We start from the raw sequence: 26,882 nt of genomic DNA, 5'->3' as shown, positions 1-26,882 counted from the left end.
GTGAAACCATCAATAGTAAACAGAATAAAATCAAACTGGACGCTGAAACGTCTAGGTAAAGTGGCAATGACAGTGGCTTTCACACTTGTGATTGCCATTTTTCTTTTAGCCATGCTGGGAACGGTGGTTCAAGCTGCGGGCTTGGTAGATGATACGGTCAATGTGGCAAATGAATACAGCCGATACCCACTTGAAAACTATCAACTGGATTTTTATGTGGATAATAGCTGGGGCTGGCTTCCGTGGAACTGGTCGGACGGGATTGGAAAACAGGTCATGTATGGACTATATGCCATTACCAATTTTATTTGGACAATCAGTTTGTATGTTTCCAATGCGACAGGTTACTTAGTACAGGAAGCCTATTCCTTAGACTTCATTTCCGCTACAGCAGATTCCATTGGTAAGAATATGCAGACCTTAGCTGGTGTGAGTGCAAACGGATTTTCAACAGAGGGTTTCTATGTTGGATTCCTCTTACTCTTGATTTTGGTTCTTGGGGTTTATGTTGCCTATACGGGACTGATAAAGAGAGAAACCACAAAGGCAATTCATGCCATTATGAATTTTGTGCTGGTGTTTATCCTATCGGCTTCCTTTATTGCCTACGCTCCCGACTACATTAAAAAAATCAATGACTTTTCATCAGACATCAGTAATGCCAGTTTATCACTTGGCACGAAGATTGTCATGCCCCATTCCGATAGTCAAGGCAAGGACAGCGTGGACTTAATCAGAGATAGCCTGTTTTCCATACAGGTTCAGCAACCGTGGCTACTGCTTCAATACAACAGTTCAGACATTGAAAGTATCGGTATTGACCGTGTGGAAAGCCTGCTCTCCACCAGCCCAGATTCCAACAATGGCGAAGACAGAGAAAAAATTGTTGCGGAAGAAATTGAAGACAGAAGCAATACCAATCTAACCATTACAAAGACCATTAACCGTTTAGGTACAGTCTTCTTCCTATTTGTCTTCAATATTGGGATTTCCATATTTGTATTCCTATTAACAGGAATCATGATTTTCTCGCAGGTACTTTTTATCATCTATGCTATGTTTCTGCCTGTGAGCTTTATTTTAAGCATGATTCCATCATTTGATGGTATGTCAAAACGAGCCATAACAAAGCTCTTTAATACCATTTTGACACGAGCTGGAATCACATTGATTATTACGACAGCATTTAGTATTTCAACCATGCTCTATACCTTATCGGCTGGTTATCCGTTCTTTTTGATTGCTTTTCTACAGATTGTGACCTTTGCAGGAATCTACTTCAAGCTGGGCGATTTAATGAGTATGTTTTCTCTACAGAGTAACGATTCTCAAAGTGTGGGAAGTCGTGTGATGAGAAAACCTCGTATGCTTATGCACGCTCACATGCACCGTCTACAGCGGAAACTTGGACGTTCCATGACTACTCTAGGGGCTGGGTCTGCCATTGTTACAGGTAAAAAAGGACAGTCGGGTTCGGGGAGTTCTGCAAGGACACAAGCAGATCACTCCCGACCAGACGGAAAGGAAAAATCAACACTTGGAAAACGTATCGGTCAAACCATCGGTACAGTAGCTGATACCAAAGACAGAATGGTAGACACTGCTAGTGGTTTGAAAGAACAGGTTAAAGATTTGCCGACCAATGCAAGATATGCAGTATATCAAGGAAAATCCAAAGTAAAAGAGAATGTCCGTGATTTAACCAGTAGTATTTCTCAAACCAAAGCGGACAGAGCCAGTGGACGCAAGGAACAGCAGGAACAAAGGCGAAAAACCATTGCGAAGCGTCGCTCTGAAATGGAACAGGTCAAACAGAAAAAACAGCCTGCTTCTTCTGTTCATGAAAGACCGACTACAAGACAAGAACAATATCATGATGAACAGACCTCAAAACAGTCTAATATTCAGACTTCATATAAGGAATCTCAACAAGCCAAACAAGAGCGTCCAGCAGTTAAGTCCGATTTTTCAAGTCCAAAAGTGGAACGCCAAGGCAATACCGTTCAAGAAAAAACCGTTCAAAAGCCAGCAACTTCAACCACTACAGCAGATAGAACTTCACAACGTCCAATCACAAAAGAACGTCCGTCTACTGTTCAAAGAGTACCACTACAAAATACAAGAAGTAGACCACCAATCAAAACCGCCACCATTAAGAAAGTCGGTAAGAAACCATGAAGTTGAAAACTTTAGTGATTGGTGGTTCTGGATTATTCTTGATGGTCTTCTCACTGCTTCTGTTTGTTGCCATTTTATTTTCAGATGAACAGGACAGCGGAATTTCCAATATTCATTATGGAGGTGTGAATGTTTCCGCAGAAGTGCTGGCTCATAAGCCTATGGTAGAAAAATATGCCAAAGAATATGGCGTTGAAGAATATGTCAACATACTTCTTGCGATTATACAGGTGGAATCGGGCGGTACTGCGGAAGATGTTATGCAGTCCTCGGAATCCCTCGGTCTTCCACCTAATTCATTGAGTACAGAAGAATCCATTAAGCAAGGTGTGAAGTATTTCAGTGAATTATTAGCCAGTAGCGAAAGGCTCAGTGTAGATTTAGAATCGGTTATCCAGTCCTACAATTATGGTGGTGGTTTCTTAGGGTATGTGGCTAATCGTGGAAATAAATATACCTTTGAACTGGCTCAAAGTTTCTCAAAAGAGTATTCAGGTGGCGAAAAAGTGTCTTACCCCAATCCCATAGCCATACCTATCAATGGGGGCTGGCGATACAACTATGGCAATATGTTTTATGTGCAACTGGTAACGCAGTATCTTGTCACAACAGAGTTTGATGATGATACGGTACAAGCCATCATGGACGAAGCACTGAAATATGAGGGCTGGCGATACGTTTACGGTGGAGCTTCCCCGACTACTTCTTTTGATTGTAGCGGACTGACACAATGGACGTATGGAAAAGCTGGAATTAACTTACCACGAACCGCACAACAGCAATATGATGTGACCCAGCATATCCCACTATCGGAAGCACAAGCTGGCGATTTGGTTTTCTTTCATTCTACCTATAACGCTGGCTCTTATATTACTCATGTTGGGATATACCTTGGCAATAACCGTATGTTTCATGCAGGCGACCCAATCGGTTATGCCGACTTAACAAGCCCCTACTGGCAACAGCATTTAGTGGGAGCAGGACGAATCAAACAATGAGAAAGGAAGATTTAATGATGAAATTTAGAAAAAATCAGAATAAAGAAAAACAGATACCAAAGGAAAAGAAACCTCGTGTCTACTATAAGGTCAATCCTCATAAAAAGGTTGTGATTGCCTTGTGGGTACTTTTAGGGCTTAGTTTCAGCTTTGCGATATTCAAGCACTTTACAGCTATAGATACTCATACTATTCACGAAACAACTATCATAGAAAAGGAATACGTTGATACTCATCATGTAGAAAATTTTGTAGAGAACTTTGCGAAAGTCTACTATTCATGGGAGCAATCCGATAAGTCCATTGATAATCGAATGGAAAGTCTAAAAGGCTATCTGACAGATGAACTTCAAGCTCTCAATGTTGATACAGTACGCAAAGATATTCCTGTATCGTCTTCTGTAAGAGGATTTCAGATATGGACGGTAGAGCCAACTGGCGACAATGAGTTTAATGTAACCTACAGTGTAGACCAGCTCATTACAGAGGGAGAAAATACAAAGACCGTCCACTCTGCTTATATAGTGAGTGTCTATGTAGATGGTTCTGGAAATATGGTACTGGTTAAGAATCCGACCATTACCAACATACCTAAGAAATCAAGTTATAAACCAAAAGCCATTGAAAGTGAGGGGACGGTTGATTCCATTACAACCAATGAAATCAATGAGTTTTTAACGACGTTCTTCAAGCTCTATCCTACAGCGACAGCCAGTGAACTTTCCTACTATGTGAATGACGGGATATTAAAACCAATCGGAAAAGAGTACATCTTTCAAGAACTGGTAAATCCTATTCACAATCGTAAGGATAATCAAGTCACGGTATCGCTGACAGTGGAGTATATCGACCAGCAGACCAAAGCAACGCAGGTATCTCAATTTGATTTGGTACTTGAAAAGAACGGGAGTAATTGGAAGATTATAGAATAACAAATATTGGTACATTATTACAGCTATTTTGTAATCACGTACTCTCTTTGATAAAAAATTGGAGATTCCTTTACAAATATGCTCTTACGTGCTATTATTTAAGTATCTATTTAAAAGGAGTTAATAAATATGCGGCAAGGTATTCTTAAATAAACTGTCAATTTGATAGTGGGAACAAATAATTGGATGTCCTTTTTTAGGAGGGCTTAGTTTTTTGTACCCAGTTTAAGAATACCTTTATCATGTGATTCTAAAGTATCCAGAGAATATCTGTATGCTTTGTATACCTATGGTTATGCATAAAAATCCCAGTGATAAAAGTATTTATCACTGGGATTTTTATGCCCTTTTGGGTTTTTGAATGGAGGAAAATCACATGAAAATTATTAATATTGGAGTTTTAGCTCATGTTGATGCAGGAAAAACTACCTTAACAGAAAGCTTATTATATAACAGTGGAGCGATTACAGAATTAGGAAGCGTGGACAAAGGTACAACGAGGACGGATAATACGCTTTTAGAACGTCAGAGAGGAATTACAATTCAGACAGGAATAACCTCTTTTCAGTGGGAAAATACGAAGGTGAACATCATAGACACGCCAGGACATATGGATTTCTTAGCAGAAGTATATCGTTCATTATCAGTTTTAGATGGGGCAATTCTACTGATTTCTGCAAAAGATGGCGTACAAGCACAAACTCGTATATTATTTCATGCACTTAGGAAAATGGGGATTCCCACAATCTTTTTTATCAATAAGATTGACCAAAATGGAATTGATTTATCAACGGTTTATCAGGATATTAAAGAGAAACTTTCTGCCGAAATTGTAATCAAACAGAAGGTAGAACTGTATCCTAATATGTGTGTGACGAACTTTACCGAATCTGAACAATGGGATACGGTAATAGAGGGAAACGATGACCTTTTAGAGAAATATATGTCCGGTAAATCATTAGAAGCATTGGAACTCGAACAAGAGGAAAGCATAAGATTTCAGAATTGTTCTCTGTTCCCTCTTTATCATGGAAGTGCAAAAAGTAATATAGGGATTGATAACCTTATAGAAGTTATTACTAATAAATTTTATTCATCAACACATCGAGGTCCGTCTGAACTTTGCGGAAATGTTTTCAAAATTGAATATACAAAAAAAAGACAACGTCTTGCATATATACGCCTTTATAGTGGAGTACTACATTTACGAGATTCGGTTAGAGTATCAGAAAAAGAAAAAATAAAAGTTACAGAAATGTATACTTCAATAAATGGTGAATTATGTAAGATTGATAGAGCTTATTCTGGAGAAATTGTTATTTTGCAAAATGAGTTTTTGAAGTTAAATAGTGTTCTTGGAGATACAAAACTATTGCCACAGAGAAAAAAGATTGAAAATCCGCACCCTCTACTACAAACAACTGTTGAACCGAGTAAACCTGAACAGAGAGAAATGTTGCTTGATGCCCTTTTGGAAATCTCAGATAGTGATCCGCTTCTACGATATTACGTGGATTCTACGACACATGAAATTATACTTTCTTTCTTAGGGAAAGTACAAATGGAAGTGATTAGTGCACTGTTGCAAGAAAAGTATCATGTGGAGATAGAACTAAAAGAGCCTACAGTCATTTATATGGAGAGACCGTTAAAAAATGCAGAATATACCATTCACATCGAAGTGCCGCCAAATCCTTTCTGGGCTTCCATTGGTTTATCTGTATCACCGCTTCCGTTGGGAAGTGGAATGCAGTATGAGAGCTCGGTTTCTCTTGGATACTTAAATCAATCATTTCAAAATGCAGTTATGGAAGGGATACGCTATGGTTGCGAACAAGGATTATATGGTTGGAATGTGACGGACTGTAAAATCTGTTTTAAGTATGGCTTATACTATAGCCCTGTTAGTACCCCAGCAGATTTTCGAATGCTTGCTCCTATTGTATTGGAACAAGTCTTAAAAAAAGCTGGAACAGAATTGTTAGAGCCATATCTTAGTTTTAAAATTTATGCGCCACAGGAATATCTTTCACGAGCATACAACGATGCTCCTAAATATTGTGCGAACATCGTAGACACTCAATTGAAAAATAATGAGGTCATTCTTAGTGGAGAAATCCCTGCTCGATGTATTCAAGAATATCGTAGTGATTTAACTTTCTTTACAAATGGACGTAGTGTTTGTTTAACAGAGTTAAAAGGGTACCATGTTACTACCGGTGAACCTGTTTGCCAGCCCCGTCGTCCAAATAGTAGGATAGATAAAGTACGATATATGTTCAATAAAATAACTTAGTGTATTTTATGTTGTTATATAAATATGGTTTCTTGTTAAATAAGATGAAATATTCTTTAATAAAGATTTGAATTAAAGTGTAAAGGAGGAGATAGTTATTATAAACTACAAGTGGATATTGTGTCCTGTATGTGGAAATAAAACACGATTAAAGATAAGGGAAGATACTGAATTAAAAAAATTCCCCCTCTATTGTCCGAAATGCAGACAAGAAAATTTAATTGAAATAAAGCAGTTCAAAGTAACTGTGATTACAGAGCCAGACGCAAAGACGCAGAGCCGATAAAATGAGATTAATACAATCTCATTTTATCGGCTCTTTCCGTTATGTATGGATTCTTTTAATTAGTCTTCGATGTTTCTTGCTTCGTTGATACCGCTGGCTAAAGATTCCATTAAGGATAGTTCTTTGTCTGTAAAGCTATCCATGTATTTCTCTATCTGTAATCGTCGGGTGCTTTTTACCAAGTTATTAGCAGGTAAGAAAAATTCATCAACGGAAACATGAAGTAACGATACAAGGTCATAAAGAACTTGTATGCTGGGGTGTTGCCCCTTATTTTCAATATTAGTTAAGTAACGTGGGTCAATTTCAATCAATGCTCCCACTTGTTCACGAGTTAAACCTCGTTTCAATCGAGCTTCTTTAATGGCTAAACCAAAGGCTCTAAAATCATATTTATCTTCTTTTTTACGCATAGTAGACCACCTCTATACATTTTACTGTTCCTATTGAATTAGAAACAGGTATAGAAAAACATGTTATATAGTTTATAGGTTCATATTTAATAAAAAGCACTACTAAACGCCAATAAAAAAAACCGTTATATGGTAGTGCTATTTATGCTGTTAAAATATTGTATCTTACTTCCAAATGGCGGTTTGTTGGAGGTCAAAGTCGCCATGAAGTATATCACATACAATCAAGTTCCCCACATTGAGTATTTATCAAAAAAAGTCGTCTATCTGCAATAGATAAGTACGTCCACCAATGTGGTTTTATAAATCATATAGATAGAAAAATAAAAGCATGTAAACAGAGAAATCAATCTGTTTGTGTGCTTTTTTGGTTATTCAGAACTTTTTTACAAAGTTTATTCATCAGTAATGCAACAAATCCCCCTTTCACATTGGGACTAAGAGTGAAAGGAGATAAAAGAGCAAGGCTCACTTCCTTTCCTAGACAGAAAGGGGGTGAGAAACATGAAACCATCTTTTTTTCAGACCACAATAGAAAATCAGTTTGACTATATCTGTAAACGTGCTATGGAAGACGAGCGAAAGAATTATCTGCTTTATCTTTCAAGGATCGCAAAGCGTGAAGTGTCCTTTTCTGATGTTGGCGATTATCTTGTTAGCCAGTTTGCGACAACAGATAACTATTCAACTGACTTTCAGATTTTTACACTCAATGGAATATCAGTTGGTGTTGAAAATGATTTATTGAGTGAAGCATTACGTGAGTTGCCAGACAAGAAACGTGAAATTCTACTGCTGTTTTACTTTATGGACATGAGCGATTCAGAAATTGCAGACCTGTTGAAATTGAACCGTTCTACTGTCTATCGGCATAGAACCAGTGGACTAGCCTTAATCAAAAAGTTTATGGAGGAATTTGAAGAATGAAAACACAATATCCTATGATTCCCTTTCCTCTCATTGTAAAGGCAACAGATGGCGATACAGAAGCGATTAACCAGATTCTACATCATTACAGAGGGTACATAACGAAACGTTCCCTACGACTTATGAAAGATGAATATGGCAATCAAAGTATGGTCGTTGATGAAGTCTTACGTGGAAGAATGGAAACCAGACTGATTACAAAGATTCTGTCATTTGAAATTAAGTAATAACCTCTCTCTTTTCGTGGAAGCGTGCCATACTATTCCACGCTTCCCGAACAGGGAGGTTTGTTATTCCATCAAAGCATATTGAGCTTTCAATGTGTTTTGATAGGCTAACGAGCCATTGTTCTTTGAAAACTGAATAAAAGTAATTGAATACGTTTCGATAAGAAAAGAGCCAACGGAGCTAACCGCCATGACCTATCTTCTAAAGATAGCGAGCGTTTCAGTTAGTGTTCCGAAAAACAATCTTTAGCAGGATTGCCAGCGACGACTTTCTTATCGTGATAATGATACTCCCATACAGTCAATAGTCCGAGCGTTAAAAGCGTCGCAGGCAATGAGTATGGCTACATGAGAACCATGCAGGGGTGGAACTCCCGTGAGCTTTGCTAGAGCTGTTCGATTGCTTGTAAAACAACTTTTATGAAATCCAATAAGTGATTTGGAAAGGAGGATTTTATGAAGCAGACTGACATTCCGATTTGGGAGCGTTATACCCTAACTATTGAAGAAGCGTCAAAATATTTTCGTATTGGCGAAAACAAGCTGCGTCGTTTGGCAGAAGAAAATAAAAATGCAAACTGGCTGATTATGAATGGCAATCGTATTCAGGTTAAACGAAAACAATTTGAAAAAATTATAGATACATTGAATGCAATCTAGCGTAGCCAAAGGGTCTTGTATATGATAAAATAGTATTAAGTCGTATCAAGGCTCTTTCCATAAAGGAAAGGAGCAAATGCCATGTCAGAAAAAAGACGTGACAATAAAGGTCGAATCTTAAAGACTGGAGAGAGCCAACGAAAAGACGGAAGATACTTATACAAATATATAGATTCATTTGGAGAACCGCAATTTGTTTACTCGTGGAAACTTGTGGCTACAGACCGAGTACCAGCAGGAAAGCGTGATTGTATCTCACTTAGAGAGAAAATCGCAGAGTTACAGAAAGACATTCATGATGGTATTGATGTTGTAGGAAAGAAAATGACACTCTGCCAGCTTTACGCAAAACAGAACGCTCAAAGACCAAAGGTTAGAAAAAACACTGAAACTGGACGCAAATATCTTATGGATATTTTGAAGAAAGACAAGTTAGGTGTAAGAAGTATTGACAGTATTAAGCCATCAGACGCTAAAGAATGGGCTATTAGAATGAGTGAAAATGGTTATGCTTATCAAACCATCAATAACTACAAACGTTCTTTAAAGGCTTCATTCTATATTGCTATACAAGATGATTGTGTTCGGAAGAATCCATTTGACTTTCAACTGAAAGCAGTTCTTGATGATGATACTGTCCCTAAGACCGTACTAACAGAAGAACAGGAAGAAAAACTGTTAGCCTTTGCAAAAGCTGATAAAACCTACAGCAAAAATTATGATGAAATTCTGATACTCTTAAAAACAGGTCTTCGTATTTCAGAGTTTGGTGGTTTGACACTTCCAGATTTAGATTTTGAGAATCGTCTTGTCAATATAGACCATCAGCTATTGAGAGATACTGAAATTGGGTACTACATTGAAACACCAAAGACCAAAAGTGGCGAACGTCAAGTTCCTATGGTTGAAGAAGCCTATCAAGCATTTAAGCGAGTGTTAGCGAATCGAAAGAATGATAAGCGTGTTGAGATTGATGGATATAGTGATTTCCTCTTTCTTAATAGAAAGAACTATCCAAAAGTGGCAAGTGATTACAACGGCATGATGAAAGGTCTTGTTAAGAAATACAATAAGTATAACGAGGATAAATTGCCACACATCACTCCACATAGTTTGCGACATACATTCTGTACCAACTATGCAAATGCAGGAATGAATCCAAAGGCATTACAGTACATTATGGGACATGCTAATATAGCCATGACGCTGAACTATTACGCACATGCTACATTCGATTCTGCTATGGCAGAGATGAACCGCTTGGAAAAAAAGAAACAGCAGGAACGTCTTGTTGCTTAGTAGTACAGATGAATTTACTACTAATTTACCACTTCTGACAGTCAATTCATGAGGAAATATGCAAAGAAACGTGAAGTATCTTCCTACAGTAAAAATACTCGAAAGCACATAGAATAAGGCTTTACGAGCATTTAATGAGATTTAAAAGGATAATTAGAAATCTATGTTTTGTTTATTAGAAATATTAATAATTATAAACAATTTTATGAATTATTTAATTATGAAATAGAAAAAAGACAGCTGAATCAAGTGGATTGGAAAGATATAGAAAGAAAAGACGGCATATGTCTATTAACATCTAAGGATTGCCCATATTGCTTACATTATATAAGCAATGGAGTAGAGTTAGCAAAAAAAGAAGGGAAAGAACATGATTTATCAAAAAATATCGTAGATTTAGATATAGATGAATATTTTAACAATGCTGATCTTAATAAAATTTTAGAGTATTATTCTATTAATACTATACCATGTATATTGGAGATTAAAAATAATGAAGTAAAACTTATTGAATTTGAAGAAATTAAAAAATATTAATTGTATATAATTAAATTAATTAAAAATTTATTAGGAGTGTTTATGAAAGGAAAAATAAGTAAGAAGATATTTCTACTCGGACTTGTGATATTTGTGATCTCTTATCTACTTCCAGTAGGTATATTTGAAAGCTATACAAGTTTAAGACCAACCGGAATCACATCAATGTTTGTTTGCCCAATTATTGGACTAATAGGTTTAATATTTGGAGTAAAGGAAAAGGATAAGTTGTTTATGTTATTAAATATCCTTTTGATCTTATTACTTCCTATATCAATGTTCGCAGGTCATCTAGTAGGATCTCTTTAAGTGAGATAATAAGTTTAGATTAAAAATTTATAAATAATTTTAAAAAGCTATAAGTTTATCCGCTTATAGCTTTTTATCTCTCTACTTCCTTTCCATAATAATTTTCATAGTTTTTCCTATACTGAACAAGGTCAGAAAATTGTTCTTTATTCAAAGAATACTCTTGCATAAGGGTGTTCTTTTTTTCTTGCAATTTATCCAGGCTTGATAGTATTTCTTTTGTATTGGGTAGTTTTTTATAGTTCTTCAAGATTTCTTTAGCAGCTATTTTATAGACGGAAAGTTCACTATAATATTCTTCTGCAAATTGCTTATTTTCAGGATTTTTCTTGTGGTATTTGTAGATTTCACGATACTTATTTATAGTATTTATATTTTCCATATCTTGTGATAAACTCTTCATTTCAGTTTCAATTTTCTTTATTTTATCTAGCAGATCTTGTCTGTCATCAGCAGATTTTTTGATGAGGTCATCGAGCTGTGTAATTGAATTAATTCCTTGTTCTCTTAATTTTATTATTGAATCAGCCATTGTTTTGATATTATGTTTTCTTGCCCAAACTTCATAACCTTTAGAGAATTGTGCTTTTTCATTAGTAGATATATCAATAACATTTCCCACTCGTTTTTTAATAGGATTAGCTTTATTTTTAATGGCTAAATCTATTCTTTCTTTGATTTTTTCCTCAGTATAATCTTCTCCGATAGTCTTTGATCTTGTAAATCTTTTCTTATCTTTATGACGAAAAGCAATATGTTTACCAAACTTAATATCATAATCAAGAGCTTTCATATTTTCTAAAAATTCTTCCCACGAGTTAGACTTATTAATCGTTCGATCTATGTCAAATTGCAGTTTAGACTTCCAAGAATTTCCTTTCTTACTTTGGTCAAACTCATACCAAGATTTACCAGCAGTTTTATATTTTCTCTTGTAAGCTTCATAATATTCATCAATGACTGAAAGCTTATTTTCTTTACATAACTCATCACTTTGATATCTGATTTTATGGTAAGTTTTTTTGTTGGATTGGTAGCATTTACCAGTCTTGTAATTAACATTATTAAAAATAATATGGTTATGGATATGCCCTCTATCTATATGAGTTGCAAGAACAAATTCATAATCTTCTTTTAAAATTTTCTTACATAATTCCATTCCAATTTCGTGAGCTTTTATAGGATCAACCTCTCCTGGTAGAAAAGATTGAATTAAATGTCTAGCTAAGACTGTTCCTTTAGTATCATTATCTTCTCGAGTTTTCAAAAATTGAATATGGGCAGTAGATGGATGACATTTAAATGAAGATACCAAGATTTTTTCATCAGTTTTTTCACTCTTAGTTATATAATCTATTGCCAAATTTAGAGTTGATTTTATAGGATGTATTTTTGTAATTGCCATACTAATTACCAGAACTTTCTTTTGACTTATTAAGAAGTAGGGAATGGATCTGCCATATTTCTCTTGATAATTTTTCTATCTGTTTATTCATTGAGTCGATTTCATTTTTGTAAATAATACCAGTTGTATTAGTTGCTTTTGCAATCTGATTTATATTATTTGTTGCATTTGAAAGTAGCCATTGTAGGTTTCTGAATGGTTCTAAATCCACTACATAAATTTCTTTTTCTAATACACATTTTCTAAGAAAGTGGGACATAGTTTTGCAATTAGCAAGTTTCATTTTCTTTTCAAAAACTTCCTTTTCTTCATCTGTTAAATATATTTTTAGTTGATTATTTCTTTTTCTATTATCCATAGTATATCTCCTTATCATAAATTATTGGGGTCTTAGGGTTCTCCCTAACAAGGTAAAATTGATAAAAAAAAGAAGCAGTCCATAAAGGTTCTGCTTCATCAATTTTTCGTAAGTGGGTACTCACTTACTGTGCTTGCTACAAAAGATATAAAAGAATAGTTTGTAAAACAAGCATTAAGCAAATTATTATTATAATTATATCACAAGTAGTAGCTTTTATAAATCTTTTAGGAATGGTTTGTTTTATAAAAAGCAAACCATTCAGAGCGACATAGGGCTTTTTGGGGCGGAAAGAAAAAATGATAAATGCTATCATGATTAAAGTTAGTATCAGCTAACCAATATTATATGGACGAGGTGAGATATATGGAGAAACAAAATAAACTTGAAGCAAAGGACTTGATCAATATTGGAATTTTTACAGTAGTGTATTTTATGATTGAATTTGCTGTTTCAATGTTAGGGTATATTCCAATATTTAATTTACTATTAGTTTTTTTATGCCCATTAGTTTGTGGTATCCCAAGCATATTCTATATAGTTAAGGTCAAGAAGTTTGGTGTAATTTCAATAACAGGGATACTATTAGGTCTTCTTTATATGCTAATGGGTGGTGGCATAGTTGTCCTTGCTTTTGGTATTATCTTTGGATTTTAGGAGACTTGATAATAAAAAAAGGTAAATATGAACAATGGAAATATATTTCTATTGGATATAGCGTATTTTCTTTTTGGATAGTTGGCTGTGTTGCAAGATTGTTTATTGGAAGAGAAGCATATTTGGCTAAGGTAGCTGAAGGGTATGGTAAAGTATATGCAGAATCGTTGCGTATGTATACGCCATATTGGATTATTCCTGTGTTGTTTATTATTTGTTTTATAGGAGCATATTTAGGTTCGCTATTAGGAAAGAGTATTCTAAAAAAGCATCTTAAAAAAGCAGGAATAGTATAATGATAGAGGAAATAGTAGTTAGATATAAACCATCATATATAACAATAGATCCACGCACAAAAATTTTTCTTATGGTAACTGTAACGAGCATCATGGCTACTGGAAGCAGTCATGGTGCTATGTTTTATTTGCGGCATCTTTTAATGGTTTTGCCCTTTATTGCATTATTTATTTCTAAAAAAGGTAAAGCAGCTATAAGATTTTTGATATTGTATTTGATTATATTTGCATTAAATTTTGTTGTTTTACCTTATACGACAGGATTTCTGAGTTTTTTGGTATTAGCAACAGTAGGTATATATACAAATATATTGCCGGGATTTATTATGGGTTACTATTTAATCAGTACCACTTCTGTTAGTGAATTTATCGCAGCTATGGAAAAACTTAAAGTGTCATATAAAATCATTATTCCATTTTCGGTAGTATTTAGATTTTTTCCAACAGTAAAAGAAGAATATATTTCTATACAAAATGCCATGAAAATAAAAGGTGTAACAATAAGGAAGAGTCCAATAGAAATGATTGAGTATAGATTAGTTCCTTTGCTAATATCTGTAACAAAAATTGGTGAGGAATTATCTGCCTCAGCTTTGACAAGAGGGTTAGGATCTCCGATTAAAAGAACTAATATTTGCAAAATCGGACTAAAAAAAATAGATTATTTTCTGCTTTTACTTGCGAGCTTATGTTGGGTTGTTTTTATATTTTTTTAGGAGCGAAATATGATTGAATTTAAAAATGTATCATTTAGATATGCAGAACAAAAAAAATACTCCATTCAAAATATAAACATAAAAATTAAGTCAGGTCAGATAGCTTTGGTTTGCGGAACTTCGGGTAGCGGAAAGACTACTTTAACTAAATTAATTAATGGCTTGATTCCCAATTATTATAATGGGGAACTTAATGGTACTGTGTGTATAAATGGAGTTGAAGTAAGTAAAATCCCGTTATATGAAACAGCGAAATATGTAGGAAGTGTATTTCAAAATCCTAAAACTCAATTTTTCACAATTGATACTACAAGCGAATTGGCATTTTGTTTGGAAAATTTTGGATTACCTGAAAAAGAAATTGAAGATAGGATACTAAAAGTAAGTAGTGAATTAAGCATTAAAAATCTAATGGGAAGAAATATATTTAACTTATCAGGAGGAGAAAAACAAAAAATAGCTTGTTCTTGTGTTTTTGTAAGTGGACAAGAAATAATAGTATTAGATGAACCTTCATCTAACTTAGATATTTCAGCAACTCTGGAACTTAGAAAGTTAATTAAATTATGGAAAGAACAAGGTAAGACAGTAGTAATTTCTGAGCATAGAATATACTATTTAAAAGGTTTAATGGATAGAGTAATTCATTTAAAAGATGGAAATATTTATGGCGAATATACGGAAGAAGAATTTAATAAATTTATAGAAAGAGATAAATGGAAAGCAGGGTTAAGACCTTTGGATCTAAATACTTTCCCATCATATGTAGAAAAAGAAGTGCAAAGTGAAAGTCAATTTTCAATTTCTGATATGAAATATGGTTATCAGAAGGATGGGTGTGTACTAAAAGTAGGAGAAATAAAATTACCGCAAAATAGGATTATTGGTATCATTGGTTATAATGGTGCTGGGAAGTCAACATTTGCTGATTGTTTGTGCGGAATAAGTAAAAATGATAAAAGTGTAATTTATTATGAGGGCAAATCATACTATAAAAAAAAGAAACTTAAGTTGTGTTATTTAGTAATGCAGGATGTTAATCATCAATTATTTACAGAGAGTGTTGAAGATGAAATGTTGTTATCTATGACACCAAAAGATGAAAATAAGTTATATAATATACTAAAAGAATTAAATCTCTATTCACTTAAAAGCAAGCATCCGATGTCGTTATCCGGAGGAGAAAAACAAAGAGTTGCAATAGCAAGTGCATTAGTTGCAAATAGGGATATTATTATTCTTGATGAACCTACAAGTGGACTAGATTTATCCCATATGAAAATGGTAGCAGATGAACTGAAGAAACTTAAAAATAGAGGTAAGTCTGTTTTCATAATTACACATGATTATGAGATGCTATTAAGTGCATGTGATTATATTTTGCACTTAGAGAATGGCAAAGTAAAAGATAGTTATTTTTTAAATGAAGTCGGTATTGAGAAAATTAAAAAATATTTTATAAGAGAGGAGGTGGATTATTAAAAATGTTAAATACACAAATGATTGAAGAAAGTATGGAATTGTTAACTCGAAGTAACACTTGCTCTACATATAAAATGGGAGTTGATGGAGAAGATGGAACTGTATTGTATTATAGTGTTTGTCCAGGAATTTCCGTAATGTATAATAACTTTCATATTGAAAAAGGACCAGATAGAGTTATAGGTGACAGTAACTCTTTTAGTATACACTATTGTATGGAAGGTAGGATAGAAGCGGAAGTTTCATCTGGAGAATATTTGTATTTAGGTGCTGGTGATGTGTTGCTTGAAAAACTTGATTCCAAATATAGATATTGTAGCTTTCCAACAAAACATTATCATGGGATAACAATCACTTTTTCTCCTGATGAAATGGATGAAAATTTGAATACATTATTTTTAAATTTTTCAATAGATATTAATAGAATTAAGGAAACATTTTTATCAAAGTATGTACCTTTTGTTATACATGAGGATGTGATTATTAATCATATTTTTGAAGAACTTTATAAAATTCCGGAACTGTTAAAATATGATTATTTAAAATTGAAAGTAATTGAACTGTTGATGCTCTTGAGAGTAGTAGAAAATAAAAATGGGAATTATAAATATCAATATTTTTACAAATCACAGATTGAAAAAGTAAAAGATATTAAAGAGTTTATAACAAATAATATCGAAGAGCATTTTACGATGGAAGAATTATCACAAAAATATGATATTCCGTTGACTACATTAAAGAAATGTTTTAAAGCAGTTTATGGAGAGCCTATTTATCAATTTATTAGAAATTATAGGATGAATATAGCCTCGACATTGTTGATAAAAACAGATGATTCTATTATCGTTATTGCTGGCAAGGTTGGATATACAAATAGCAGTAAATTTACTGAAGCGTTCAAGAGTGTTATAGGAAAAACTCCGACAGAATATAGAAAAACAGTTATCCAAACAGAGTGAGTACGCACTGTTTAGAGGAGAAATAAAATAGAATATTTTTTAAAATAGAATTGTCAATAGAATTGACAGTTCTATTTTTTTAGGAGGTTAAAAACTATGAAACAAAAAAGTTGGATTTCAATAGCTTTTTCGTTTGCATCGCAATGCAAATGGAGAATAATTTTATCGGTAATTTTTGCCATTATAGGAGTATTCGCTGGAATAGTGCCATATTGGTGTATATACAAGATTATTACTTTGTTTGTAAATAAAAATATAATCTTAAATCAAATTTTATATTACTGTATTATAGCTGTTTTGGGATATGGAGTTAGATATTTATTTCATGGTATTTCAACAACATTGTCTCATTTTTCTGCATATAAAATACTTGAAAACATAAGGCTGAGTTTGGCTAAAAAGTTAATTGATGCTCCTTTAGGATATGTATTAGGGGAATCTGTCGGAAAACTAAAAAGTGTAATAGTTGATAGAGTAGAAACAATTGAGTTGCCATTAGCCCATGTGATTCCTGAATGTATATCAAATATAACTCTTTCTATAAGTGTGTTTGCTTATTTGGTGTTTATAGATTGGAGAATGGCGATTTCCATGTTAATTACAGTCCCAATTGCAGGAACAGCGTATATGCTTATGATGAGAAATTTTAATGAGGAATATGCAAAATACATGGAAACAAGCAATTATGTTAATGGAGTAATTGTTGAATACGTAGAAGGTATTGAAGTAATTAAGGCTTTTAATCAATCAACCAATTCATATAAACGATTTGTAGAAGCTATAGAAACCTTCAGAGACTCAACACTGGCGTGGTATAAGGGTGTTTGGAAATATATGAATTTTGGTAACGCAGTACTTCCATCTACATTTTTGGGTGTGTTACCAGTAGGATTGATACTCTATTTGAATGGAGAAATCTCCCCACAGAATTTAGTTATTTCTTTAATTTTATCATTGGGAGTAGTGGGACCTATGATGAATTTTACTAATTATATAAATGAAGCAAAAGCAATAGAATATGCTTTACATGATGTAGATAAATTACTTCAAATACCAGTATTGAGTAATTCAAAACAAGATACTGAAATAACAGACTATAATATTAAACTTCAAAATGTTTCTTTCTCATATGATGGAAATATGGCGAACAAAGTGTTATCTAAAATAAATTGTATCTTTGAAAACAAACAATTCATAGCTTTAGTTGGACCATCTGGTAGTGGAAAAACGACAATAGCGAGATTAATAGCAAGATTTTGGGATACCACAGAAGGAAATATTTATATTGGTGGAAAGGATATTAAAGATATACCTATTTCAAAGTTAAATGAATTAATCAGCTTTGTTACACAAGACACATATCTATTTAACTGTTCTGTTAAAGAAAATATTAGATTAGGGAATCCGGAAGCAACAGATGATGAAGTTTTCCAAGCAGCAAAATTAGCTTGCTGCGATGAATTTATTCAAACATTGGAAGACGGATATGACACAATTGTAGGAAATGCAGGAAATAAATTATCTGGTGGAGAAAAACAGAGGATTTCTATTGCAAGAATGATTTTAAAAAATTCTCCGATTGTTATATTGGATGAAGCTACTGCATTTACAGATCCTGAGAATGAAAGCAAGTTACAACAATCTTTAGGGGCATTATCGAAAGGAAAGCTATTGTTGGTAATAGCTCATAGGCTTTCTACTATTAAAAATGCAGACAGAATTTTTGTAATAAATAGTGGAGAAATTCAGGCGGTTGGAAAGCATGAGGAATTATTAGATACTAATAATCTTTATAAAAATATGTGGCTTGCACATATTGGGGCAAAAAATTGGTCTGCAAATTCAAACGGGAAGGAGGAGTTGTAATGTTCAGAATGATAAAAAGGCTTATAAATTGGACTGGAAATTTTAAAAAGCGTATCTATATCGGGTTTGTGTATGCTTTTATAAATAGTATTTTCACATCAATGCCGATAATTCTCGCTGCATACGGATTGAAATTAATTTGGAATGATTATAATGGCATTCAAAAAATTGATTACAAGCAAATAATATATATAACGATTTTAATGATTATTGTGGTAGGTGGTAGATTTGTATTTTCTTATTTAAGGGCGTGTTCGCAAGAAAGTGTAGGCTGTGAAGCTACTGCAAAGCAGCGTATTCGATTGGGAAATATTTTGAAGCGAGTTTCCCTTGGGTTCTTTAATAGTAATAATATGGGAGAAATTTCTTCTGCGGTTACAACAGATCTTTCCTTTATTGAAATGTTATCTATGAATATGATCAATACTGTTGTTAATGGATACATTACAGTTTTTGTTATGATCTTGTTTTTGCTATTTTATTGCCCCTTGGCAGGAGCTATTTCGTTTATTGGAGTAGTTTTATCTGCGATATTCTTATATATTGCAGCTAAAATTAGTGATAGAAATGCAAGTTTGCATCAGAAAGCTCAAGATGACATTGTGGAAAATACAATTGAGTTTTTAAGGGGTATGCAAACAATAAAAGCATTTAAACAAGAAGGAGTATCAATTAACGGGATTGAAACAGCATATAAAAATCACAAGGATCTCAATATTAGAATTGAAGTAGAAAACTGTCCATATAATTGCTTGCATCAATTTATTCTTAAAGCAACATCTGTTGGAATAGTGGCAGTAAGTGCATATTTAACATATGTTGGTAAAATGGATTTTGACATAATGGTAATGATGGATATGTTTTCATTTGTGATGTTTAGTCAAATAGAGCCTTTGAGTAACGCAATTCATGTTATAGAAGTTGTGAATAAAACATTAGATAAATTGTCCAAGATAGAAAATGCGGAGATTATAGATGAGAATGGTAAAGAGGTTGATTTAAATCATTATGATATAAAATTTTCTGATGTTTGTTTTTCGTATGATAAAAAGCAGATATTAAATAATATATCTTTTGACATTTACGAAGGTAGTACGACTGCTATTGTAGGACCATCTGGTAGTGGAAAGACAACTATTTGTAATTTGATAGCACGATTTTATGATGTAAATAGTGGGTCAATCACTATTGGAGGTCATAATATAAAAGATATAACCTGTGATAGTTTATTAAAGAACATATCAATGGTATTTCAAAAAGTATATTTATTTAATGATAGTATAAAAAATAATATATTATTCGGTAATCCGAGTGCAAATGATGAAGAAATTATAGAAGCATCAAAAAAAGCACATTGTCATGACTTTATTTCAAAATTACCTAATGGATATGACACTATTATAGGAGATGCGGGAGCAACATTATCTGGAGGTGAAAAACAGCGTATTTCAATAGCAAGAGCTATTCTAAAAGACGCACCTATTGTAATTCTTGATGAAGCAACAGCAAGTATTGATCCTGAAAATGAGCATTTGATTCAAAAAGCAATAAGCTCTCTAACGAAAGGTAAAACGGTCATTGTAATTGCTCATAGGTTAGCAACAATACAAGACTCTGATCAAATATTAGTTATTGATAGTGGCAGAGTGGTTCAGCAAGGCACTCATAGAGAATTAGTTGCTCAGGATGGTACTTACAAAAGATTTATTGATATTAAAGAAAGTGCAGAAGGATGGTGCATTAAATCAATTAAATGATTAGGAGGAGTTATGATAGCTTTACAATTTTTAGAAATAGTATGTGGATCAAAGAATTGTTTTTGGGATTTGTAATTTATCATATATTCCATTTTTATATCTATATTTATATATTGAAAAAACAATCAAATTCTTTCATTACAGAGGACTTCTCATGCCTATGTGCAGAAGTCCTCCTTTTTTTGTCTAAAAACGCAGACAAAAAAAGAAATGGAGGAAACTTTATGGCAAAAGAGTATTACCTTTATGTCAGAGGGCAAAAGGTAAAAGTCAGTGAAGATATTTATAAAGTCTACTGGCGAGAAAAAGAACACGAAAAGTATTTAGAGCAGGTGGACAAGAAAAACCACTTGCTCTTTTTTTCGTCCCTAAATCATGATGGGAATTTTGAAGATAATCTAGAAGATAAAAATGTTGATGTAGAAAAAGTTGTAGCTACACAAATGATGATTGAAGCATTAAAAAATGCTATGTCAAAGTTAAATAAGGATGAACTAGAAATTATTGAAAAATTATATTTCAATGATGAAACACTTCGTGCAGTAGCGAAGACTCAAAATATATCACATCCTGCTTTAATAAAAAGGCGAGATAAGATTTTAGAAAAACTAAAGAAATTTATAGAAGAAATATAAATTCTGGTTACCAAAGAGGGCAAATTTTCCTTTATAAAGTGAGGGGAGTTTTGTCCTCTTTCTATTTTAAAAGAAATTTAAACAATACTTGAACCTTAACAACTGAATAGACCAAGACAAGACGTTAATCATTTTTGGAGCGTAATAACCTATCCGCCAAGATCTTTCTGCTGAATAATTCGGCAAAACAAGTACTGCTAAGCTAAAAGCAAGGGAAGAAGAAAGGGAGCGATAAGTAAGAGTTTGAATATAGGGAGGGATACCCTATTTGCTATGAAGAAAATGAGGATAATGATACTTCTAAGGTTGAAGCCGGCTCATCCTGAACAGAGGCGGAGGTGAGATTCCTATGTTGCTAATCCAAAGCACTTGTCAATGTCAAAAAACTTTAAAATTAATATTTTTAAAATACTATTTGGAGGATTTATGATTAATGAAAATATAAAAGGAGTTCGTGTTTGTGAAAAAGCATTTCTAACATTAAAAGAAGCATCTGAATATTTTAATATTGGTCAAGATAAAGTTAGACAATTAACGGATGAAAATGATTGCGATTTTGTATTATTTAATGGTAGTAAGCGTCTTATTAAGAAAAAGTTAATGGAAGAATATTTAAATAGACAGTTCTCTATTTAATCTAAAACTATATATAAAACACGCTTAATGCGGTATAATAATTATAGCGTGTCTTTTATCAAAAAAGGAGAATTTTTATGGTAAAAAGACGCAAAGATAGTAAAGGGGTTGTTTTAAAAGACGGTGAATATCAAAGATCAAATGGCACTTATGAATTTAAGTGGCAAGACAAAATAGGTCGTAGAAAATCTATCTATGCGAAAACTCTAAAAGAATTAAGAGAAAAGGAATTAGATATTTTACGCAATACTATAGATGGAATCAACAACGAAGGAAGTAGCTTATCTGTAAATGATACTTTTAAGCTATGGACAAAGGTAAAAAGAGGTTTAAAAGATAATACCTTTAAAAATTACATCTATATGTATCAACAATTTGTCGAACCGACTTTTGGTCGTATTAAACTATCTGATATTAAAAGATCTGATGTTAGAAGTTTTTATAACAGATTAAAGGAAGATCAGGGATTGATGGTTTCTACCATAGATTGTGTTCATACTGTCTTACATCAGGTTTTAGAATTAGCAGTGGATGACGAATATATAAGGTTTAATCCATCTGACAATGCTTTGAAGGAATTGAAAGTAGCTTATCGAAATGAATCTCCGAAGAAAAAAGCCATGACAATAGAAGAACAGGTGCTATTTGAAGAATATTTATCTAATAGTGATGAATATAAAAAATGGTATCCAATATTCATTGTTATGCTTTGGACGGGAATGAGAGTTGGAGAAGTTACAGGATTGCAATGGGACGATCTAGATTTTGATAATGGTCTTATAAATGTAAATAGGACTTTGGTATATTATAGTAAAGGTAAAGGATTAAACAATAGATATGCTATTAATACACCGAAGACAGCATCAGGTAAGCGAAGTATTCCTATGGTTCAAAAAGTAAAAGATGCTTTTCTTATGGAAAGAGAGTTACAAAAGACTTTTGGAATCGAATGTTGTGATTCAATCGATGGATTTAAAGACTTTGTATTTTTAAACAGATTCGGAAAGGTTCACAATAATGGAACACTTAATAAAGCTTTAAGAAGAATTGTTAGAGATTGCAATTTAAGTATAATGGATAAAAATAAATCGAGCTCTAATGATATTCTATTAGTTCCACATTTAAGCAATCACATTTTCAGACACACCTTTACTACAAGGCTTAATGAACAAAATATAAATACAAAAGCAATGCAGTCTATTCTAGGTCATTCTGATATTAGTACAACAATGGATATATATGTAGATGCTACAGAGGACTTTAAGATAGAACAGATGGGAGAATTTGAAAAAGCAATGAAATTTATATTTTAGAATTTACGACAGCTTACGACAAATTTACGACAATTTGCTAGAAATCTATAGGCACTTATAGAGAGTTAGCAAATTGTCGTAAATGGAGAAGTACCATAAAATAGACTTTTATAGAGATTTAGACAATTATCTAAAGTAAAGGGGATTTTCCCAACAATGAAACCAGTAGGAGAAGAGAAAAAAGCAAGCGAAATTAAAGCAGCACCTATTTAAGAAGCAGCAGAAGATTATGATTTTACAAATGTTGTTGTAGAAGATTTATTTGAAGATCAAATGGATTTTGAAACATTTTCAAAATCAGATTTCAGAGCTGTCAAAGTTTTGGACTGCAAAGAGGTTCCAAAATCTAAAAAATTATTAGAATTCACCTTAGATGATGGAAGTGGAAAAAATAGGACAATTTTATCAGGAATAAGAGCTTATTATAGTGCTGAAGAATTAGTAGGAAAAACACTTCTTGCTATTACAAATCTTCCACCAAGAAAGATGATGGGAATAGATTCTTGCGGAATGATTTTATCAGCAATCCATGAAAAAGACGGCGAAGAGCAATTAAATCTAATAATATTAAAAAATAATATCCCAGCAGGGGCAAAAATTTATTAAAATATAAGAAGCAGAAAACTGCTTCTCAGATTGTTGACAAACTAAGAAATTTCCCATTTCGACCGAGTGAAACGAGCGGAGAAATCTCATGAGATCTCTCCATGCGTTCATTTCACTCACTTAGTCGAGATGGGTTTTAGCGTAATTTATTTTTGAATTATTAAGCTAACATTGTCTACGCTCTGAGAAGCAGAAAACTGCTTCTTTTTTTGTGCAAAGTTTTAAAAAAATCGTACGATAATAATAAATAGAAAGGATAACTTATGATAAAAAATATAATATTTGACCTTGATGGAACTATTTCAAAATCTGCTCCTGGAATTTTAAATGCTTTTGAATATGCCTTGGATAAAATGGAAAAATCTTATTCTAGGGATGATTTGTATAAATATATTGGACCGCCTTTGAGGGATTCTTTTGTAAAGGAGTTGGGAGAGGACTTGGCAGATCAAGGAGTAGATTTTTATAGGGACTATTATTTTAAAAAAGGACTTTATGAAACTGAAATTTATGATGGAATTAAGGATTTAATAGAAAATTTAAATTCAGGAAGCTATAAAATTTATCTTGCCACAAGCAAGGGTGAAGAATCTTCTAAAAAAATTCTTGATTATTTTGGGATTTTGGATTATTTTTCCTATGTTTCTGGATCAGAAAATAATAAAAATACCAAGAAAAAAGTTATTGACCATCTTTTAAAAGAAAATAATTTAAAAGCCTCAGAGTCTATAATGATAGGTGATAGGTCTTATGACATTGAAGCGGCAAATAATCTTGAGATAAAAACTATAGCTGTAACTTATGGTTATGGAAACAAAGAAGAATTTGAAAAAGCTAGTTTTATAGCAAATTCTCCTTATGAAATTATAAATATTATAGAAAAATTAAAGTAAGAATCTTGGACTGTTGCAAAGTGATTAATTTATATTTTTGCAACAGCCTTATTTTTTTATGATATTTCTTAGCTCTTCTCCTACTATTGGAATTACTGAAATATTGAAAGGAGTGTCAATGTTAGAAAAAGAATTTTTTAAAAAAGATACTATAAGTCTTGCCAAAGATTTACTTGGAAAAATTATAGTTAGAAAAATCGATAAGGGAGTAATGAAGGCAAAAATTGTTGAAACAGAGGCATATCTTGGAATCAGTGATAGGGCATGCCATACCTTTAATAACAATAAAACTGAAAGAAACAAAATTTTATATATGGATTGTGGGACTTTGTATGTTTATCAAACATATGGGATTCATTTTTTATTAAATATTTCTAGTGTTGGGGAAAATATTCCTGAGGGAGTTTTGATAAGAGCGGTTGAGCCGATTACAGATTTAGATATGTTTAGTATTAATAGATTTAATAAACCTTACAAAAATTTGTCAACTTATCAAAAAAACAACCTAACAAATGGACCAGCAAAACTGACCAAGGCTTTACAAATTGACAAGTCCTTTAACAGGGGAAATATTTTTGGTAAAAATCTTTATATTGAAGATTCAAATTATAATTTTGAAATATCAACCGACAGAAGAGTTGGGATTGATTATGTAAAAGAGGCAAGAGACTTTCCCTATAGATTTTTTATAAAAAACAATCCATTTGTTTCAAAAAATATCCAAGAATAAAAATAATCATATAATTGACTAAATTTGATATCATTAAGGATTTTTGATAAGAACTTTAAAATAAGAATATACTAAATAGGTTTTGTTTATGATTAGTAAATTATAAAAGGCATAACCTCCGAAATGACCATGACTTTTTGTTCATGACTTTTTGGGAGATTACTTTATGATTTTACTAATGAAAGTAAAAGAGGCTTTATGTTAGAAAATAACTTTAAAAATAATAAGGGAGTATTAGAAATAGGAGGAGTGAGTGTAGAAAAACTTGCTCAAAAATACAAAATCCCACTTTATATATATGATCAAAAACTTTTAAAAGATACGGCAAAATGTTTTGTAGAAAATTTTAAGTCGAAAAAATTTGAAGCAGAAATAATTTATGCAACCAAGGCCTTTTCAAAACTTTATATTTTGGGACTTTTAAAGGAATATGAAATTGCTTTTGACTGCGTGTCAAAAGAAGAAATTTTGTGGCATTAGAAGCTGGGGTCAAATCAAAAAATATCCACTTTCATGGAAATAACAAGACGAAAGAGGAATTGATTTATGCAATTGACAAGAATATAAGTCTAATAATTATAGATTCTGAAGATGAATATTTTTTATTAAAAGAAATTTTACAAGAAAAAATCAAAAAAATCGATTGTTTAATAAGAATTAATCCAGATTTAAAAACCGAAACCCACAAATTTATCCAAACCTCAAATTCCGATTCAAAATTCGGCTTAAATATTAGAGATGAGAATACTGAAAAAATTGTTGGAAAAATCATTGAAGATGAAAACATCAATCTTTTAGGCTTTCATGCCCATATTGGAAGTCAGGTAAAAAATTTAGATTTTTTTAAGGAAGAAGCAAAAATCATGACATCTTTTACAAAAAATATCCAAGAAAAATTTATGGTAAACTTTTCTCACCTAAATTTGGAAGGAGGATTTGGCTGCAAAGAAAATTTCGATGACTAAGGCCTTGATTTGGAAAATTTCCTCAAAGATTTGATTATTTTTATGGAAAATTTGTTTGAAAAAAATAAACTAGAGGTCAAAAATCTTTAAATAGAACCAGGAAGATCTTTGATTTCAAAAGCAGGCTCAATACTTTATAGGATTGGGTCACAGAAAAAAACTTTGGAGGTTATCCTTTAATTTTTGTTGATGGAGGAATGACAGATAATATCAGGCCAAGCCTTTATGGGGCAAAATATTCTGCCATTATTGCAAATAAACTTGATTGTGAAAAAAATCAAACCTATAGGGTAGGTGGAAAACTTTGCGAGTCTGGAGATATTTTGATAGAAAAAGTAAAGCTTCCCAATGCAGATAGAGATGATTTATTATTAGTTCCTTATGCTGGTGCCTATACATTTTCCATGAGTTCAAATTATAATAAATTATCCCAACCAGCCGTTGTTTTTGTTGAAGACGGAAAAGACTATTGTGCAGTAAAAAGACAGAGTATAGAAGATTTGATACAAAGAGATTTAAAATATAGAAAATGAGAAAAATCCCTCT

At 32.6% G+C, this 26,882-nt stretch carries 29 protein-coding genes and 1 pseudogene; 27 read left to right on the top strand and 3 right to left on the bottom strand.

The window, feature by feature from the left end:
- The 6 genes from BN2087_RS07785 to BN2087_RS09155 all read left to right on the top strand — a co-directional run bounded on the left by BN2087_RS07785 (window position 1) and on the right by BN2087_RS09155 (window position 6,690).
- Window positions 1-2,178 (top strand): CD3337/EF1877 family mobilome membrane protein, encoded by a 2,178-nt coding sequence (locus BN2087_RS07785; RefSeq protein WP_000804748.1) that lies wholly within the window; start codon window positions 1-3, stop codon window positions 2,176-2,178.
- Window positions 2,175-3,176: a bifunctional lytic transglycosylase/C40 family peptidase gene (locus BN2087_RS07780; RefSeq protein WP_000769868.1), complete on the top strand. Its 1,002-nt coding sequence runs from the start codon at window positions 2,175-2,177 to the stop codon at window positions 3,174-3,176. The genes BN2087_RS07785 and BN2087_RS07780 overlap by 4 nt, the downstream gene beginning before the upstream one ends.
- Window positions 3,173-4,108 (top strand): conjugal transfer protein, encoded by a 936-nt coding sequence (locus BN2087_RS07775; protein WP_001224320.1) that lies wholly within the window; start codon window positions 3,173-3,175, stop codon window positions 4,106-4,108. Before BN2087_RS07780 ends, BN2087_RS07775 begins: the two co-directional genes overlap by 4 nt.
- Window positions 4,109-4,382: 274 nt before the next feature.
- Window positions 4,383-4,469, top strand: a complete 87-nt coding sequence (locus tag BN2087_RS09160) for a tetracycline resistance determinant leader peptide (protein ID WP_011058339.1) — start codon at window positions 4,383-4,385, stop codon at window positions 4,467-4,469.
- Window positions 4,470-4,484: 15 nt separating this feature from the next.
- Entirely contained in the window at window positions 4,485-6,404 is a 1,920-nt protein-coding gene (gene tet(M) / locus BN2087_RS07770; protein ID WP_000691736.1) for a tetracycline resistance ribosomal protection protein Tet(M), read from the top strand.
- Window positions 6,405-6,522: 118 nt separating this feature from the next.
- Entirely contained in the window at window positions 6,523-6,690 is a 168-nt protein-coding gene (locus tag BN2087_RS09155; protein WP_000336323.1) for a cysteine-rich KTR domain-containing protein, read from the top strand.
- Between the two features lie 59 nt (window positions 6,691-6,749).
- On the opposite strand, the gene BN2087_RS07765 is transcribed toward BN2087_RS09155, so the two are convergent.
- Complete coding sequence (locus BN2087_RS07765; RefSeq protein WP_001227347.1) at window positions 6,750-7,103, bottom strand: helix-turn-helix transcriptional regulator; 354 nt, start codon at window positions 7,101-7,103, stop codon at window positions 6,750-6,752.
- A gap of 504 nt (window positions 7,104-7,607) precedes the next feature.
- Between BN2087_RS07765 and BN2087_RS07760 the strand changes: the two genes are divergently transcribed.
- The 6 genes from BN2087_RS07760 (at window position 7,608) to BN2087_RS07735 (ending at window position 11,062) form a co-directional block, all read left to right on the top strand.
- Window positions 7,608-8,030, top strand: coding sequence for a sigma-70 family RNA polymerase sigma factor (locus BN2087_RS07760; RefSeq protein WP_000804599.1), 423 nt, complete (start codon window positions 7,608-7,610; stop codon window positions 8,028-8,030).
- Window positions 8,027-8,257 (top strand): helix-turn-helix domain-containing protein, encoded by a 231-nt coding sequence (locus BN2087_RS07755; RefSeq protein WP_000857133.1) that lies wholly within the window; start codon window positions 8,027-8,029, stop codon window positions 8,255-8,257. The genes BN2087_RS07760 and BN2087_RS07755 overlap by 4 nt, the downstream gene beginning before the upstream one ends.
- A gap of 456 nt (window positions 8,258-8,713) precedes the next feature.
- Window positions 8,714-8,917 carry an excisionase gene (locus BN2087_RS07750; protein ID WP_000814512.1) on the top strand — a complete coding sequence of 68 codons (204 nt, stop codon included), beginning with the start codon at window positions 8,714-8,716 and terminating at the stop codon, window positions 8,915-8,917.
- An 81-nt stretch (window positions 8,918-8,998) separates the two neighbouring features.
- Window positions 8,999-10,216, top strand: coding sequence for a tyrosine-type recombinase/integrase (locus tag BN2087_RS07745; RefSeq protein WP_002368319.1), 1,218 nt, complete (start codon window positions 8,999-9,001; stop codon window positions 10,214-10,216).
- 249 nt (window positions 10,217-10,465) lie between these two features.
- Entirely contained in the window at window positions 10,466-10,753 is a 288-nt protein-coding gene (locus BN2087_RS07740) for a hypothetical protein (RefSeq protein WP_231113392.1), read from the top strand.
- A 42-nt stretch (window positions 10,754-10,795) separates the two neighbouring features.
- Complete coding sequence (locus tag BN2087_RS07735; RefSeq protein ID WP_000676624.1) at window positions 10,796-11,062, top strand: hypothetical protein; 267 nt, start codon at window positions 10,796-10,798, stop codon at window positions 11,060-11,062.
- A gap of 73 nt (window positions 11,063-11,135) precedes the next feature.
- Here the strand turns inward: BN2087_RS07735 and BN2087_RS07730 are convergent, their stop codons facing one another.
- Window positions 11,136-12,467, bottom strand: coding sequence for a relaxase/mobilization nuclease domain-containing protein (locus BN2087_RS07730; RefSeq protein ID WP_049691238.1), 1,332 nt, complete (start codon window positions 12,465-12,467; stop codon window positions 11,136-11,138).
- A gap of 1 nt (window position 12,468) precedes the next feature.
- The gene (locus BN2087_RS07725) at window positions 12,469-12,825 is read right to left on the bottom strand and encodes a plasmid mobilization protein (RefSeq protein WP_049691237.1); all 357 of its coding nucleotides are present in this window, start codon (window positions 12,823-12,825) and stop codon (window positions 12,469-12,471) included.
- A gap of 348 nt (window positions 12,826-13,173) precedes the next feature.
- Between BN2087_RS07725 and BN2087_RS09585 the strand changes: the two are divergent.
- From BN2087_RS09585 to BN2087_RS07650, 15 genes and pseudogenes are all read left to right on the top strand, one after another.
- Window positions 13,174-13,778, top strand: a pseudogene (locus tag BN2087_RS09585) (MptD family putative ECF transporter S component).
- Window positions 13,778-14,494 carry an energy-coupling factor transporter transmembrane component T gene (locus BN2087_RS07715; RefSeq protein ID WP_049691236.1) on the top strand — a complete coding sequence of 239 codons (717 nt, stop codon included), beginning with the start codon at window positions 13,778-13,780 and terminating at the stop codon, window positions 14,492-14,494. Before BN2087_RS09585 ends, BN2087_RS07715 begins: the two are co-directional and overlap by 1 nt.
- A 9-nt stretch (window positions 14,495-14,503) precedes the next feature.
- Window positions 14,504-15,976 (top strand): ABC transporter ATP-binding protein, encoded by a 1,473-nt coding sequence (locus tag BN2087_RS07710; protein WP_049691235.1) that lies wholly within the window; start codon window positions 14,504-14,506, stop codon window positions 15,974-15,976.
- A gap of 2 nt (window positions 15,977-15,978) precedes the next feature.
- Window positions 15,979-16,935 carry a helix-turn-helix domain-containing protein gene (locus tag BN2087_RS07705; protein ID WP_049691234.1) on the top strand — a complete coding sequence of 319 codons (957 nt, stop codon included), beginning with the start codon at window positions 15,979-15,981 and terminating at the stop codon, window positions 16,933-16,935.
- 96 nt (window positions 16,936-17,031) lie between these two features.
- Window positions 17,032-18,801: an ABC transporter ATP-binding protein gene (locus tag BN2087_RS07700; RefSeq protein WP_049691233.1), complete on the top strand. Its 1,770-nt coding sequence runs from the start codon at window positions 17,032-17,034 to the stop codon at window positions 18,799-18,801.
- Window positions 18,801-20,558, top strand: a complete 1,758-nt coding sequence (locus BN2087_RS07695; RefSeq protein ID WP_049691232.1) for an ABC transporter ATP-binding protein — start codon at window positions 18,801-18,803, stop codon at window positions 20,556-20,558. Before BN2087_RS07700 ends, BN2087_RS07695 begins: the two co-directional genes overlap by 1 nt.
- A gap of 224 nt (window positions 20,559-20,782) precedes the next feature.
- Window positions 20,783-21,193 carry a sigma-70 RNA polymerase sigma factor region 4 domain-containing protein gene (locus BN2087_RS07690; RefSeq protein WP_049691447.1) on the top strand — a complete coding sequence of 137 codons (411 nt, stop codon included), beginning with the start codon at window positions 20,783-20,785 and terminating at the stop codon, window positions 21,191-21,193.
- Between the two features lie 426 nt (window positions 21,194-21,619).
- On the top strand, window positions 21,620-21,829 hold the full coding sequence (locus tag BN2087_RS07685; RefSeq protein WP_004818884.1) for an excisionase: 210 nt from the start codon (window positions 21,620-21,622) through the stop codon (window positions 21,827-21,829).
- Window positions 21,830-21,906: 77 nt separating this feature from the next.
- A complete protein-coding gene (locus tag BN2087_RS07680) occupies window positions 21,907-23,142 on the top strand; it encodes a tyrosine-type recombinase/integrase (RefSeq protein ID WP_012290724.1) in 1,236 nt (411 codons plus the stop codon).
- Window positions 23,143-23,415: 273 nt separating this feature from the next.
- Complete coding sequence (locus tag BN2087_RS07675) at window positions 23,416-23,748, top strand: methionine--tRNA ligase subunit beta (protein WP_342399199.1); 333 nt, start codon at window positions 23,416-23,418, stop codon at window positions 23,746-23,748.
- Window positions 23,749-24,011: 263 nt separating this feature from the next.
- Window positions 24,012-24,641 (top strand): HAD-IA family hydrolase, encoded by a 630-nt coding sequence (locus tag BN2087_RS07670; RefSeq protein ID WP_049691231.1) that lies wholly within the window; start codon window positions 24,012-24,014, stop codon window positions 24,639-24,641.
- 118 nt (window positions 24,642-24,759) lie between these two features.
- Window positions 24,760-25,371, top strand: coding sequence for a DNA-3-methyladenine glycosylase (locus BN2087_RS07665; RefSeq protein WP_049691230.1), 612 nt, complete (start codon window positions 24,760-24,762; stop codon window positions 25,369-25,371).
- Window positions 25,372-25,569: 198 nt separating this feature from the next.
- The gene (locus BN2087_RS09540; RefSeq protein WP_049691229.1) at window positions 25,570-25,851 is read left to right on the top strand and encodes a hypothetical protein; all 282 of its coding nucleotides are present in this window, start codon (window positions 25,570-25,572) and stop codon (window positions 25,849-25,851) included.
- A complete protein-coding gene (locus tag BN2087_RS09535; RefSeq protein WP_049691228.1) occupies window positions 25,842-26,336 on the top strand; it encodes a type III PLP-dependent enzyme domain-containing protein in 495 nt (164 codons plus the stop codon). The genes BN2087_RS09540 and BN2087_RS09535 overlap by 10 nt, the downstream gene beginning before the upstream one ends.
- A 179-nt stretch (window positions 26,337-26,515) precedes the next feature.
- Window positions 26,516-26,869, top strand: a complete 354-nt coding sequence (locus tag BN2087_RS07650) for a hypothetical protein (protein ID WP_280641603.1) — start codon at window positions 26,516-26,518, stop codon at window positions 26,867-26,869.
- Window positions 26,870-26,882 lie beyond the last annotated feature (13 nt).

This window comes from Anaerococcus jeddahensis (genome assembly GCF_001182725.1).
Classification (GTDB): Bacteria; Bacillota; Clostridia; order Tissierellales; family Peptoniphilaceae; genus Anaerococcus; species Anaerococcus jeddahensis.
The sequence above is the reverse complement of the archived record's forward strand: the minus strand, read 5'-3'. Positions and strand labels throughout refer to the sequence as shown.

Bases quoted from the DNA above. Each gene is read 5' to 3' on its own strand.
- BN2087_RS07780 (WP_000769868.1), top strand. From the start codon at position 2,175: ATGAAGTTGAAAACTTTAGTGATTGGTGGTTCTGGATTATTCTTGATG.
- BN2087_RS07775 (WP_001224320.1), top strand. From the start codon at position 3,173: ATGAGAAAGGAAGATTTAATGATGAAATTTAGAAAAAATCAGAATAAA.
- BN2087_RS09160 (WP_011058339.1), top strand. From the start codon at position 4,383: ATGCTTTGTATACCTATGGTTATGCATAAAAATCCCAGTGATAAAAGT.
- BN2087_RS07765 (WP_001227347.1), bottom strand. From the start codon at position 7,103: ATGCGTAAAAAAGAAGATAAATATGATTTTAGAGCCTTTGGTTTAGCC.
- BN2087_RS07760 (WP_000804599.1), top strand. From the start codon at position 7,608: ATGAAACCATCTTTTTTTCAGACCACAATAGAAAATCAGTTTGACTAT.
- BN2087_RS07755 (WP_000857133.1), top strand. From the start codon at position 8,027: ATGAAAACACAATATCCTATGATTCCCTTTCCTCTCATTGTAAAGGCA.
- BN2087_RS07750 (WP_000814512.1), top strand. From the start codon at position 8,714: ATGAAGCAGACTGACATTCCGATTTGGGAGCGTTATACCCTAACTATT.
- BN2087_RS07745 (WP_002368319.1), top strand. From the start codon at position 8,999: ATGTCAGAAAAAAGACGTGACAATAAAGGTCGAATCTTAAAGACTGGA.
- BN2087_RS07735 (WP_000676624.1), top strand. From the start codon at position 10,796: ATGAAAGGAAAAATAAGTAAGAAGATATTTCTACTCGGACTTGTGATA.
- BN2087_RS07730 (WP_049691238.1), bottom strand. From the start codon at position 12,467: ATGGCAATTACAAAAATACATCCTATAAAATCAACTCTAAATTTGGCA.
- BN2087_RS07725 (WP_049691237.1), bottom strand. From the start codon at position 12,825: ATGGATAATAGAAAAAGAAATAATCAACTAAAAATATATTTAACAGAT.
- BN2087_RS07715 (WP_049691236.1), top strand. From the start codon at position 13,778: ATGATAGAGGAAATAGTAGTTAGATATAAACCATCATATATAACAATA.
- BN2087_RS07710 (WP_049691235.1), top strand. From the start codon at position 14,504: ATGATTGAATTTAAAAATGTATCATTTAGATATGCAGAACAAAAAAAA.
- BN2087_RS07705 (WP_049691234.1), top strand. From the start codon at position 15,979: ATGTTAAATACACAAATGATTGAAGAAAGTATGGAATTGTTAACTCGA.
- BN2087_RS07700 (WP_049691233.1), top strand. From the start codon at position 17,032: ATGAAACAAAAAAGTTGGATTTCAATAGCTTTTTCGTTTGCATCGCAA.
- BN2087_RS07695 (WP_049691232.1), top strand. From the start codon at position 18,801: ATGTTCAGAATGATAAAAAGGCTTATAAATTGGACTGGAAATTTTAAA.
- BN2087_RS07690 (WP_049691447.1), top strand. From the start codon at position 20,783: ATGGCAAAAGAGTATTACCTTTATGTCAGAGGGCAAAAGGTAAAAGTC.
- BN2087_RS07685 (WP_004818884.1), top strand. From the start codon at position 21,620: ATGATTAATGAAAATATAAAAGGAGTTCGTGTTTGTGAAAAAGCATTT.
- BN2087_RS07680 (WP_012290724.1), top strand. From the start codon at position 21,907: ATGGTAAAAAGACGCAAAGATAGTAAAGGGGTTGTTTTAAAAGACGGT.
- BN2087_RS07675 (WP_342399199.1), top strand. From the start codon at position 23,416: ATGGATTTTGAAACATTTTCAAAATCAGATTTCAGAGCTGTCAAAGTT.
- BN2087_RS07670 (WP_049691231.1), top strand. From the start codon at position 24,012: ATGATAAAAAATATAATATTTGACCTTGATGGAACTATTTCAAAATCT.
- BN2087_RS07665 (WP_049691230.1), top strand. From the start codon at position 24,760: ATGTTAGAAAAAGAATTTTTTAAAAAAGATACTATAAGTCTTGCCAAA.
- BN2087_RS09540 (WP_049691229.1), top strand. From the start codon at position 25,570: ATGTTAGAAAATAACTTTAAAAATAATAAGGGAGTATTAGAAATAGGA.